The 11,911-nt window shown below is 70.6% G+C and carries 13 protein-coding genes; 1 reads left to right on the forward strand and 12 read right to left on the reverse strand.

Features of this window, described 5'->3' with window-relative positions; translation table 11 throughout:
- Nucleotides 1-3: 3 nt before the first annotated feature.
- Both AB0L59_RS24105 and pyrR read right to left on the reverse strand, forming a co-directional pair.
- Complete coding sequence (locus tag AB0L59_RS24105; protein ID WP_365587120.1) at nt 4-984, reverse strand: aspartate carbamoyltransferase catalytic subunit; 981 nt, start codon at nt 982-984, stop codon at nt 4-6.
- 86 nt (nt 985-1,070) lie between these two features.
- Nucleotides 1,071-1,652 (reverse strand): bifunctional pyr operon transcriptional regulator/uracil phosphoribosyltransferase PyrR, encoded by a 582-nt coding sequence (gene pyrR, locus AB0L59_RS24110; RefSeq protein WP_365587123.1) that lies wholly within the window; start codon nt 1,650-1,652, stop codon nt 1,071-1,073.
- Between the two features lie 251 nt (nt 1,653-1,903).
- Here pyrR and bldD point away from each other — a divergent pair, with 251 nt between their 5' ends.
- The gene (bldD, locus tag AB0L59_RS24115; protein ID WP_019984640.1) at nt 1,904-2,407 is read left to right on the forward strand and encodes a transcriptional regulator BldD; all 504 of its coding nucleotides are present in this window, start codon (nt 1,904-1,906) and stop codon (nt 2,405-2,407) included.
- 154 nt (nt 2,408-2,561) lie between these two features.
- Here the strand turns inward: bldD and nusB are convergent, their stop codons facing one another.
- From nusB to ruvX, 10 genes are all read right to left on the reverse strand, one after another.
- Nucleotides 2,562-2,996 (reverse strand): transcription antitermination factor NusB, encoded by a 435-nt coding sequence (nusB, locus tag AB0L59_RS24120; protein ID WP_365587126.1) that lies wholly within the window; start codon nt 2,994-2,996, stop codon nt 2,562-2,564.
- A 2-nt stretch (nt 2,997-2,998) separates the two neighbouring features.
- Nucleotides 2,999-3,565, reverse strand: a complete 567-nt coding sequence (efp, locus tag AB0L59_RS24125) for an elongation factor P (protein ID WP_361250179.1) — start codon at nt 3,563-3,565, stop codon at nt 2,999-3,001.
- A gap of 49 nt (nt 3,566-3,614) precedes the next feature.
- Complete coding sequence (locus AB0L59_RS24130) at nt 3,615-4,727, reverse strand: aminopeptidase P family protein (protein ID WP_365587129.1); 1,113 nt, start codon at nt 4,725-4,727, stop codon at nt 3,615-3,617.
- 97 nt (nt 4,728-4,824) lie between these two features.
- Nucleotides 4,825-5,691: a Pro-rich N-terminal domain-containing protein gene (locus tag AB0L59_RS24135; protein ID WP_365587132.1), complete on the reverse strand. Its 867-nt coding sequence runs from the start codon at nt 5,689-5,691 to the stop codon at nt 4,825-4,827.
- Nucleotides 5,692-5,867: 176 nt separating this feature from the next.
- Nucleotides 5,868-6,959, reverse strand: a complete 1,092-nt coding sequence (gene aroB / locus AB0L59_RS24140) for a 3-dehydroquinate synthase (protein WP_365587134.1) — start codon at nt 6,957-6,959, stop codon at nt 5,868-5,870.
- Nucleotides 6,956-7,474 carry a shikimate kinase gene (locus AB0L59_RS24145; RefSeq protein ID WP_365587137.1) on the reverse strand — a complete coding sequence of 173 codons (519 nt, stop codon included), beginning with the start codon at nt 7,472-7,474 and terminating at the stop codon, nt 6,956-6,958. The genes aroB and AB0L59_RS24145 overlap by 4 nt, the downstream gene beginning before the upstream one ends.
- Complete coding sequence (aroC, locus tag AB0L59_RS24150; RefSeq protein ID WP_365587140.1) at nt 7,471-8,655, reverse strand: chorismate synthase; 1,185 nt, start codon at nt 8,653-8,655, stop codon at nt 7,471-7,473. Before aroC ends, AB0L59_RS24145 begins: the two co-directional genes overlap by 4 nt.
- 165 nt (nt 8,656-8,820) lie before the next feature.
- Nucleotides 8,821-9,660: a shikimate dehydrogenase gene (locus tag AB0L59_RS24155; protein ID WP_365587142.1), complete on the reverse strand. Its 840-nt coding sequence runs from the start codon at nt 9,658-9,660 to the stop codon at nt 8,821-8,823.
- Complete coding sequence (mltG, locus tag AB0L59_RS24160; RefSeq protein ID WP_365587145.1) at nt 9,641-11,308, reverse strand: endolytic transglycosylase MltG; 1,668 nt, start codon at nt 11,306-11,308, stop codon at nt 9,641-9,643. Before mltG ends, AB0L59_RS24155 begins: the two co-directional genes overlap by 20 nt.
- A gap of 123 nt (nt 11,309-11,431) precedes the next feature.
- Nucleotides 11,432-11,896: a Holliday junction resolvase RuvX gene (gene ruvX / locus AB0L59_RS24165; protein ID WP_365587148.1), complete on the reverse strand. Its 465-nt coding sequence runs from the start codon at nt 11,894-11,896 to the stop codon at nt 11,432-11,434.
- Nucleotides 11,897-11,911: the final 15 nt, after the last annotated feature.

The raw sequence follows: 11,911 nt of genomic DNA on the forward strand, positions 1-11,911 counted from the left end.
GTCTTACTTCTCCTCGGTGGTGCGGGCGTGGGTGACGGCGGGTTCGTTGCCGCCCAGCAGCAGGTACAGCACGGCCATCCGGATGGAGACGCCGTTGGCGACCTGCTCGACGGCGGTGCAGCGGTCGGAGTCGGCGACCTCGGCGGTGATCTCCATGCCGCGGACCATCGGGCCGGGGTGCATCACGATCGCGTGCTCGGGAAGCCTGGCCATGCGGTCGCCGTCGAGGCCGTAGCGGCGGGAGTACTCGCGCTCGGTGGGGAAGAAGGCGGCGTTCATCCGCTCACGCTGGACCCGGAGCATCATCACCGCGTCGGACTTGGGCAGCGTGCTGTCCAGGTCGTACGACACCTCACAGGGCCAGGTCTCGACGCCGACCGGCACCAGGGTCGGCGGGGCGACCAGGGTGACCTCGGCGCCGAGGGTGTGCAGCAGGTCGACGTTGGAGCGGGCGACCCGGCTGTGCAGGACGTCGCCGACGATGGTGACGCGCCTGCCGGCCAGGTCCTGGCCGAGACCGGCGTCCCGGCCGATCAGCCGGCGGCGCATGGTGAAGGCGTCCAGCAGGGCCTGGGTGGGGTGTTGGTGGGTGCCGTCGCCGGCGTTGATCACGGCCGCGTCGATCCAGCCGGAGTTCGCGAGCCGGTACGGGGCTCCGGAGGCGCCGTGCCGGATGACGACGGCGTCGACGCCCATGGCCTCCAGGGTCTGGGCGGTGTCCTTCAGGGACTCGCCCTTGGAGACGCTCGAACCCTTGGCGGAGAAGTTGATGACGTCGGCGGAGAGGCGCTTCTCGGCGGCCTCGAAAGAGATACGCGTGCGCGTGGAGTCCTCGAAGAAGAGGTTGACGATCGTGCGGCCGCGCAGGGTCGGCAGCTTCTTGATCGGCCGGTCGGCGACCCGGGCCATCTCCTCGGCGGTGTCGAGGATCAGGACGGCGTCGTCACGGGTGAGGTCGGCGGCCGAGATGAGATGACGCTGCATCTGTCAGGCTCCGTAAGGCAGTTCGGGAGGAGGTGGGCAAATCGGCGCATCTCTGGGCACGCCGAAGCGGCCGTACGCCGGATCTGCTACTGGTCGGTCTGCTTCACACCGAGCAGCACGGTGTCGCGACCGTCCTCCTCGGCGAGCTGGACCTTGACCGTCTCCCGCAGCGACGTGGGGAGGTTCTTGCCGACGTAGTCGGCTCGGATGGGAAGTTCGCGGTGGCCCCGGTCGACCAGGACCGCGAGCTGGACCGCGCGGGGGCGCCCGATGTCGTTCAGGGCGTCGAGGGCGGCGCGGATGGTGCGGCCCGAGAAGAGCACGTCGTCGACGAGGACGACCAGCTTGCCGTCGACGCCGTCACCGGGGATCTCGGTGCGGGCCAGCGCACGCGGCGGGTGCATGCGCAGGTCGTCGCGGTACATGGTGATGTCGAGCGAGCCGACCGGCACCTTGCGGTCGGTGATCTGAGCGAGCTTGACGGCCAGCCGCTGGGCCAGGAAGACACCCCGGGTGGGGATGCCGAGGAGCACCACGTCGTCGGCGCCCTTGGCGCGCTCGACGATCTCGTGGGCGATGCGGGTCAGCACCCGCGCGATGTCGGGGCCTTCGAGAACGGGCCGCGCATCGGTCGCCTGCGCAGTCGCGTGCGAGTCCTGCTTGTCCATACGAAACGGACCTCCTTCTCCGCCTCACGGGACGGACCTTAAAGGACGTCGGAATTGCGCCATCCACGGTAGCAGGTCCCGGGGACACCCCCGATCACCCCCTCGGCCCAGCCCGTCGGCACTACCACGGAAGAGTCGGTGTGGACCATTCGGCTTGACGCACGAGTGTCACGCTGCGTAACCTCACAGTGAGTTACCAGCCGCGCGGCGGGAACCCAGTCCGACCGCGTCGACAGTGTCCGGGGAGCTATATGTCCAGCGAATACGCCAAACAGCTCGGGGCCAAGCTCCGGGCCATCCGCACCCAGCAGGGCCTTTCCCTCCACGGTGTCGAGGAGAAGTCCCAGGGTCGCTGGAAGGCCGTGGTGGTGGGTTCGTACGAGCGTGGCGACCGTGCGGTGACCGTACAGCGGCTCGCCGAGCTGGCCGATTTCTATGGCGTTCCTGTCCAGGAACTGCTGCCGGGCACCACCCCGGGCGGCGCCGCCGAGCCGCCGCCGAAGCTGGTCCTGGACCTGGAGCGGCTGGCCACCGTGCCTGCGGAGAAGGCGGGTCCCCTCCAGCGCTACGCGGCGACCATCCAGTCCCAGCGCGGTGACTACAACGGCAAGGTGCTCTCCATCCGCCAGGACGACCTGCGCACTCTCGCCGTCATCTACGACCAGTCCCCCTCGGTGCTCACCGAGCAGCTGATCAGCTGGGGCGTCCTGGACGCGGACGCCCGGCGCGCGGTGGCCGCGCACGAAGAGGCCTGAGCCGCTCGACACCTGAGCAGAAACGTGCCGCCGGGGTGGCGGGAACCGTATGGTTCCGGCCGCCCCGGCGGCGTTTTCACGCTCATCGGAAGAACGCCGGAGGGCCCGCAGCACGAGCGTGCTGCGGGCCCTCCGGCGACGGCGTGTCGGGCTCCTACGCCTGGTCCCGGCGCAGGGACGGCTTGAGTTCCTTCAAGCGGCCCAGCAGGCCGTTGACGAACGAGGGCGACTCGTCGGTCGAGAACTCCTTCGCCAACTGCACCATCTCGTCCAGGACCACGGCGTCCGGGGTCTCGTCGACCCAGATCAGCTCGTAGGCACCCAGCCGCAGGATGTTGCGGTCCACGACCGGCATCCGGTCCAGCGTCCAGCCGACCGCGTACTGGGCGATCAGCTCGTCGATGCGCGTCGCGTGTCCCGCGTAGCCCTCCACGAGCTGCATCGTGTACTCGCTGACCGGAGGCTGCCGGGTGTCGGACCGGGAGAGCCGGATCCAGTCCGCGAGGACCGTCAGGACGTCGGCGCCTCGCTGGTCGCCCTCGAAGAGGATCTGGAAGGCGCGCTTGCGGGCCGTGTTGCGGGCAGCCACGGTTAGCTGTTCACCCGGCCGAGGTAGTCGCTCGTGCGGGTGTCGACCTTGATCTTCTCACCGGTGGTGATGAAGAGCGGGACCTGGATCTGGTGGCCGGTCTCCAGGGTGGCGGGCTTGGTGCCACCGGTGGAGCGGTCGCCCTGGACGCCCGGCTCGGTCTCGGCGATGACGAGCTCGACGGCGGCGGGCAGCTCGACGAAGAGAACCTCGCCCTCGTGCTGCGCGACGGTGGCGGTGAAGCCCTCGATCAGGAAGTTCGCGGCGTCGCCGACGGCCTTCCGGTCGATGTGCAGCTGGTCGTAGGTCTCCATGTCCATGAAGACGAAGTACTCGCCGTCCATGTACGAGAACTGCATGTCGCGCTTGTCGACAGTGGCGGTCTCGACCTTGACGCCGGCGTTGAAGGTCTTGTCGACCACCTTGCCGGACAGCACGTTCTTCAGCTTGGTGCGCACGAAGGCCGGGCCCTTGCCGGGCTTGACGTGCTGGAACTCGACGACGGACCAGAGCTGGCCGCCTTCGAGCTTGAGCACCATGCCGTTCTTGAGGTCGTTCGTGGAAGCCACGGTTGCGGAATCTCCTGGACTGACGTACGACCCCGGCGCACGCCACTGCCTAGAGGGCGAGCAGCTCCTTGGTCGTGATGGTGAGTAGCTCGGGTCCGCCGTCCGCCTCGGGGCGCACGACGAGCGTGTCATCGATCCGGACACCGCCCCGGCCCGGGAGGTGGACCCCCGGTTCGACGGTGACCGGCACGCAAGCGTCCAGTTTACCCATGGCCGCGGGCGCCAACTGCGGGTCCTCGTCGATTTCCAGTCCGACGCCGTGTCCGGTCAGCGGTGGGAGGGCCTCCGCATAGCCGGCCGAGTCCAGCACCTGGCGTGCTGCGCGGTCCACGTCGCTGTAGCCCGCGCCGGGCGCCAGGGACTCGCGTCCGGCGCGCTGAGCGGCGAAGACGAGATCGTACAGCTCGACCTGCCAGTCGGCGGGCGAGGTGCCGATGACGAAGGTCCGGCCGATCTCGCAGCGGTAGCCGCGGTAGGTGGCACCCAGGCACACCGTGAGGAAGTCGCCCTCCTCCACCCGACGGTCGGTGGGGCGGTGACCGCGGCGGCCGGAGTTCGGCCCGGTGGCGACGGACGTGGGGAAGGCGGGCCCGTCGGCGCCGTGGTCGACCAGTCGGCGCTCCAGCTCCAGCGCGAGGTGCCGTTCGGTGCGGCCCACGAGGATGGACTCCAGCAGCTCGCCGAGGGCCTGGTCGGCGATCTCGGCGCCGATGCGCAGGCAGGAGATCTCCTCCTCGTCCTTGACCACCCGGAGCTGCTCCACGGCCCCGCTGAGGTCGCCGAGCCGGAGACCGGGGGCGACGGAGGCGATCGCTCTGTGCCGGGCGACCGTGAGGTGGTGTTCCTCCACGGCCAGGGAGTCGGCGCCCTGGGCCAGCGCGAGCTCGGCGGCCGTGACCGCCGTCTCGCCGCCGGTGCCGTTCGGCGGGAGGACGTGCAGGCGCAGGTTCTCCTCCGGCCGGCCCTCGTAGGGGCGGTCCTCGGGCGGGCCGTTGCAGACGAGGAGGTCCTCGCGTTTGCCGAGCAGCAGCGCGGAGCCCTGGGGGGCTGCGGCGGCGAGGTAGCGCACGTTGGCTGGGCGGGTGACGAGCGCTGCCGCGGTGCCGGCCGCGGTGAAGTGGTCTCTCAGTCGGGATCGGCGGGTCGCGTACACCTCTGACATGAGACGAGCGTAGGAGTTTTGACCGGGATGTGCCGATTTTTAGAGGCCGAGTGGGGTTTGCAGGGGGTGACGGCCCTTGTTCGACCGGGTGCCCCGTTCACCAGCTCGGTGGGCTCGCTATGGCCCTGGCCAGGACCTCGTCCAGCACGCGGGCCGTGCTCGGGATGTCCAACTGTGAGTTGTCGATGATCGGGAGGCCCGAGCCGTACCAGCCCGCCATGCGGCCGTGGATGCGGGCCACCTCCTCGTCGGTGAGGCGGCGGTTGCCCGTGCGCTCGGCGTTGCGTTCCAGGACGATGTCCAGCCCCGGGAGGATGACGACCGGGAGCAGGCCGGGGCCTACGTGCCGCTTCCAGCCGCCGAGGCCGACGACCGGGCGGTCCGGGAAGACGGCGTCGTCCAGGATGCAGGAGATGCCGTTGGCGAGGAAGTTCCGGGCGGCGAAGCCGCAGGTGCGGCGGGCCAGGCGGTACTGGGCCTCGGAGTTGTCGTTCCAGCCGGACTGGGGGTCGGCGAAGCCCGAGCGTACCCATTCGCGGACGTCGTCCAGGCTGATGTGGGCGGTGGGCACCCGGCGGTGGTCCGCCCAGTACTTGGCGACGCTGGTCTTGCCCGCGCCGGCCGGGCCGATCAGCAGGACGGCCATGGTGGTGGCCGCCGGGTCGGGAACCGCGGCCGGAGCCGGGGGCGCGGTGGGCACGCCGACCGGGCCTCCGGGAGGCAGGGGGACGTGACCGGTGGTATCAGGGGCCGGCGGAGCGGCGGGCTGGGACGCGGGGGGCTGCGGGGACGTCGGCGGGACGGCGCCGGTCGGGGCCGGGAAGCCCGGCGGCGGCACGGGCGCCGGTCCCTGGGGGACTCCGGCGTGCGGGCCCGGCTGGTGTGCGGCCGACGCCCAGCCGGCGTGCGGCACCTGCCCCGGCTGGTGGGGCGGCGGCAGCGGAGACCCCACTGCGTGCTGCATCCGTTGCCACTCCGTCTCGTACAGGCCGTTCGTGCCGGCAGCGGGGGTGAACCCGGTGCCTACCGAACGGTACCGTCCCCCGCCGTCGTTTGGTGAAACGGCCGGGGACGGCCCGAAGTGCCCATTCCACGAAGGAAGTCGAAGCCAGGAATCGGACGGACGGAACAGCGGGGGATCTACTGCCCGACCTCGCCGTACGCGGCGAGCAGGACGGCCGGGTCCGGGCCCTCCAGGACGGTCGGCTTGGCGAGGCCGTCCAGGACGATGAAGCGCAGCAGGTCGCCGCGGGACTTCTTGTCGATCTTCATCGTCTCCAGCAGCTTGGGCCACTGGTCGTAGCGGTAGTGCAGCGGGAGGCCGACCGCTTCCAGGACCGTACGGTGGCGGTCCGCCGTCGCGTCGTCCAACCGGCCCGCGAGACGACCCAGTTCGGCGGCGAAGTGCATGCCGACCGCGACCGCGGCACCGTGCCGCCACTTGTAGCGCTCGTTCTTCTCGATGGCATGGCCGAGGGTGTGGCCGTAGTTGAGGATCTCGCGCAGACCGGACTCCTTCAGGTCCGAGGAGACGACCTCCGCCTTCACCCGGATCGAGCGCTCGATCAGCTCGGCCGTGTGCGGGCCCTCAGGGGTCCGGGCGCCCTCCGGATCGGACTCGATCAGGTCCAGGATCGCCGGGTCGGCGATGAAGCCGGCCTTGATGACCTCCGCGAGCCCGGAGACGTAGTCGTTGACCGGCAGGGAGTCCAGCGCTGCCAGGTCGCACAGCACGCCGGCCGGCGGGTGGAAGGCGCCGACGAGGTTCTTGCCCTCGGCGGTGTTGAGGCCGGTCTTGCCGCCGACCGCCGCGTCCACCATCGCGAGGACCGTGGTGGGGATGGCGATCCAGCGCACCCCGCGCAGCCAGGTCGCGGCCACGAAGCCGGCGAGGTCCGTGGTCGCGCCACCGCCCACGCCGACGACGACGTCGGACCGGGTGAAGTGGGACTGGCCGAGCGCCTTCCAGCAGTAGGCGGCGACCTCGGCGGTCTTGGCCTCCTCGGCGTTGGGCACCTGGATGGCGATCGCCTCGTAGCCCTGCCCGGCCAGGTCGGCGCGGAGGGCGTCACCGGTCTCGGCCAGCGCCTCGGGGTGGATCACCGCGACCCGCTTGGCCTTCGGGCCGATCAACCCGGCCAGCTCGCCGAGCAGTTGCCGGCCGACCAGTACCTCGTAGGGGTCGGTGCCCGCGGTGCCGGCGACCTGGATCCGGGTGACTGCCTCGCTCATGCTTCCTTCAACTCCAGTGCGTCCAGCGCTGCTCGGGTGACCTCTTCGGGGGTACGGCCGTCCGTGGGTACGACGGCCGTGGCGACCTCCTCGTACAGGTGCCTCCGCGCCTCCATCAGCTCGCGCCACTGCTTGCGCGGGTTGACCGCGAGCAGTGGCCGGGCCACGTTCAGGCCGGTGCGCTTGACGGCCTCCTCGACGTCCATCGAGAGGTAGACCACCCGGTGCCCGGCCAGCAGGGCGCGCGTGTCGGCGTCGAGGATGGCACCGCCGCCGAGCGCGAGGACGCCCTCGTGCTCGGCGAGCGCGGTGTGCACGGCCCGCTTCTCGATCGCGCGGAAGGCGGGCTCGCCCTCGTCGACGAAGATCTCGGCGATGGTACGGCCCTCGGTGGCGACGATGTCCTCATCGGTGTCCCGGTAGCCGAGGCCGAGGCGCTCGGCGAGCAGCCGGCCGACGGTGGACTTGCCGACGCCCATCGGGCCGACGAGTACGACCGCGGACACGGCGCTCACCGGATGTGGAGGTTGTCGAGGTACGACCGCACGTTGCGGCGGGTCTCGGCGACGCTGTCGCCGCCGAACTTCTCCGCCACCGCGTCCGCGAGCACCAGCGCCACCATGGCCTCGGCGACGATGCCCGCGGCCGGCACGGCGGAGACGTCGGAGCGCTGATGGTGGGCCTGGGTGGCCTCGCCGGTGGTGACGTCCACCGTCTTCAACGCGCGCGGCACGGTCGCGATCGGCTTCATCGCGGCCCGCACCCGCAGCAGCTCACCGGTGCTCAGGCCGCCCTCGGTGCCGCCGGCGCGGCCGGAGAGGCGCCGGATGCCCTCGGGCGTGCCGACGATCTCGTCGTGTGCCTGGGAGCCTGGCACACGGGCCAGCTCGAAGCCGTCGCCGATCTCGACGCCCTTGATCGCCTGGATGCCCATCAGGGCGCCGGCGAGACGGGCGTCCAGCTTGCGGTCCCAGTGGACGTGCGAGCCGAGGCCGACCGGAACGCCGTAGGCCAGCACCTCGACCACACCGCCGAGCGTGTCGCCGTCCTTGTGGGCCTGGTCGACCTCGGCGACCATCGCCTTCGAGGTGTCCGCGTCCAGGCAGCGCAGCGGGTCGGCGTCCAGCTTCTCGACGTCGGCGGGCGTGGGGTGCACGCCCTGCGGCGCCTTCACGGAGCACAGCTCGACGACGTGCGAGACGATCTCGATGCCCGTGGTCTCCTTCAGGTACGACCGCGCCACCGCGCCCAGCGCGACCCGCGCCGCCGTCTCCCGGGCGGAGGCGCGCTCGAGGACCGGGCGGGCCTCGTCGAAGCCGTACTTCTGCATGCCCGCCAGGTCGGCGTGGCCGGGACGCGGGCGGGTCAGCGGGGCGTTGCGGGCCAGACCGGCGAGGATCTCCGGATCCACCGGGTCGGCCGCCATCACCTGCTCCCACTTGGGCCACTCGGTGTTGCCCACCATGATCGCGACCGGCGAGCCGAGCGTCAGCCCGTGCCGGACACCACCCAGGAAGGTGACCTCGTCCCGCTCGAACTTCATGCGCGCACCGCGGCCATAGCCGAGCCGCCGCCGCGCGAGGTGGTCCGCCACCATCTCCGTGGTGATCGGCACGCCGGCGGGAAGCCCCTCCAGCGTCGCGACAAGTGCGGGACCGTGGGACTCCCCCGCGGTCAGCCAACGCAGCCTGCTCAACGGTGCTCCTCAGTGCTCGCGCCCGGTACTGCCCTGCGTACGCGTGTCCTCGCGTACGGCGACGGTGTGACCGGGTGCGCGACCCCGGTCCGTCACCTCCGATCCTCCCACGTCCGGGGCCGGAACCCGGCCGCAGGTCCAGCAGGCGGACGCGTCGGCGGGTGGTCAGCGGGCGGCGAGCGCCTTCTCACCGGCGTGGCGCATGGCCTCCAGCGGGGCCGGGGCCCGGCCCGTCATGCGCTCGACCTGGAGGACGGCCTGGTGGACGAGCAGGTCGAGGCCGCTGACCACGGCGCCACCGAACATGGACCAGCGGGCCGCCAACTCGGTGGGCCAGGGGTCGTAGAGCACGTCGAAGAGGGTGGCGGGGCGCTCGGGTACGGCGGCGGCCAGCGCGTCGGTCGTACCGGCCGGCGTGGTGGCGATCACCAGCGGGGCGCGCAGCGCCTGCCCGGCGTCCGCCCAGTCCGCCGTACGGACCTGCACGTCCAGCCGTTCGCCCCACTGGCGCATCTCGGCGGCGCGGGCCTCGCTGCGGACGTAGGCGACGACCTCGCCGGTGCAGACGCGGGCCAGGGCGGCGAGCGCGGAGGAGGCGGTGGCGCCGGCGCCGAGGATCGCGGCGGAGTCGACCTGTTCGATGCCGTGCTCGGCCAGGGCGGCCACGATGCCCGGGATGTCGGTGTTGTCGCCGAGTCGGCGGCCGTCCTCCGTGAAGACGACGGTGTTGACGGCGTCGACGGAGGCGGCCGTGTCGCTGATCTCGTCCAGCAGCGGGATGACCGCCCGCTTCAGCGGCATGGTCAGCGACAGCCCCGCCCACTCGGGCCCGAGCTTGTCGAGGAAGCCGGGCAGAGCGGCCTCGTCCACCTCGAAGCGGTCGTACGCCCACTCGGTGAGCCCGAGTTCTTCGTACGCGGCCCGGTGCAGCACCGGGGAGAGCGAGTGGGCGATGGGCTTACCGAGCACGGCGGCCCGGCGGGCTTCAGTTGCCCGAGCTGGCATTGAACTTTTCCTTGAGCTGCTTGAATTCTGCGTAGGTCCTGGCGAATTCGGTGTTGTTCTGCCCGTCGGTCGCCACGAAATAGATCCACCCGTCGTGAGTCGGATCCAGCGCCGCCTTCAGCGCGTCCTCGCCGGGGTTGCCGATCGGCCCGGGAGGAAGTCCCTTGTGGGTGTACGTGTTGTACGGATTCTGATTGCTGTTGATCTCCTTCTCGGAGATGTGGATGTTACTGGTGCCCTTGAGGTAGTTGTAGGTCGAGTCGAACTGCAGGAATTGGTTCGTCTCGGTGTTGGTGGGCTTCAGGCGGTTGTAGACCACCTCCGCCATCTTGCGGAAGTCGTCGTGCGTCTTGCCCTCGGCCTGGACCAGGCTCGCGACGGTGACGAGCTCGAAGGCACTCTTCATGCCCAGGGCCTGGGCCTTGGCCGTGAGGCCGTAGGCGTCGTACTTGGACTTCGCCTGGGCGACCATCTGCTTCAGGATGTTGTCCGGCTTCATTCCCTTGGCGGCCGGATAAGTACCCGGGAAGAGGAAGCCCTCCAGCGGGTCCCTGATGGAGCCGGCGTACTGCGTGTTCAGCGCCCAGGTCGGCAGGCCGAGGGTCTTGTATTCCTTCTCGGCGACCTTCTTGGCCGTACCGTCGGAGAGGTCGAGTTTCTTGTCGATCGCGTCGTACACACCCGTGTTGCGTTCGCCCGGTGTCACGACGACATAGCTCTGGCTCTTCGGGTCGAGCATCAATTTCACGGCGCTGGCGGCGGACATCTGCTTCTTCAGGACATACGCACCGGCCTGGATACCGCCGGCGCCGGGCAGGTCGTTCTGCGCGTGCACGAAGGCCTCGGCGCTCTTCACGACCCCGGCCTCCTTCAGGCGGTTGCCGATGTCCCAGCCGCCCGCGCCCTTGGGAATCTCGACCGTCACGGTCTGGTCGGTGCCGTCACCCGTGTAGTCGGGCGCCGGGGCGAAACGATTTTGGTAGTACCTGTAGCCGAAGTAGCCCGCCACGCCGACGCCGCCGCCGAAGACCAGGACGACGACCATGCAGGCACAGCCGTTGCGTCGCTTCTGCCCCTTCTTGCCGGGTTTCTTCCCCTTGCCGCGCCGGTCGCTGCGGCTCTGGAGCTCGTGCTCCTCGTCGTCGTCGTCATCGCCGCCGCCCGTGAAGAAGGGGTGCTCCTCCTCGGGCGCGGCCTCGGGCTGGGGTTCCGGCTCGGGGCGCCTGCGGCCGGGCGGCTGCGGCGGCGGGTAGGCGTCCTCGGTGCCGTAGAAGTCGGGCTGCTGCCCACCGTAGGCGTGGGGCTGCTGGCCGTACGGGTCACCGGGGTCGGTGGGGTAGGGCACGTGGCCCTGGCCGCCGACCGCGTCCCAGCCGCCGTAGTGCTGGTACGGCTGCTGGGGGTGGCCGTCGTACTGCTGGTTGCCCTGTTCGTCGTAGTACCGGTACTGCTCCTGACCGTACCCGGACTGCTGCTCCTGGCTCCAGTCGCCGTACTGCGGCTGCTGCGGGTAGCTCTGCTGCGGCTGGCCGCCGTAGGCAGGCTGCTGGCCCATGTGGGCCTGCTGCCCTTCCCATCCGCCGTCCCCGTACAACGGGTCCTGCGGATGCCACGGTTCGGGGCCTGGGCCCCGGCCATACTCAGTCATCGATCCCCTAGAGCCGCGAGGCCGACCGGTCACATCGCCGGTGGGCCCGCTTCCGTTCCGCCTCCTGTTGTGCGTCGGCTGTTCGAACACCGGCGCATCGCGCGGAACGTTACCGTATCGCGATCAGATGACCACTTCGACGCCCTCGCCGGGTGCTTTACCTGACACTCGTTCGGATTCGAGGGCCTGCTGCAGGATGATGACGGCTGCCGCCTGGTCGATGACCGCGCGCCCCTTCTTGGACTTCACGCCCGAGGCGCGCAGTCCCTGACTGGCCGTCACGGTCGTCATCCGCTCGTCCACCAGGCGCACCGGCACCGGCTTGACGCCCCTGGCCAGCTCCTGGGCGAAGGCCCGGACCTTGACGGCGGCCGGGCCCTCGCCCCCCTTGAGGGAGCGAGGGAGTCCGACGACGACCTCGATCGGTTCGTACTCCTCCACCAGTTGACGCAACCGGCGGTGGGCGGCGGGGATGTCCCGGCCGGGGACGGTCTCCACGGGGGTGGCGAGGATGCCGTCGGGGTCGCACGAGGCGACCCCGATCCGGGCGTCCCCGACGTCGATCGAGAGTCGACGTCCTCTGCGCATTTCCGACCGTTTCCT

It is taken from the genome of Streptomyces sp. NPDC052109, from assembly GCF_040680195.1.
Classification (GTDB): Bacteria; Actinomycetota; Actinomycetes; order Streptomycetales; family Streptomycetaceae; genus Streptomyces.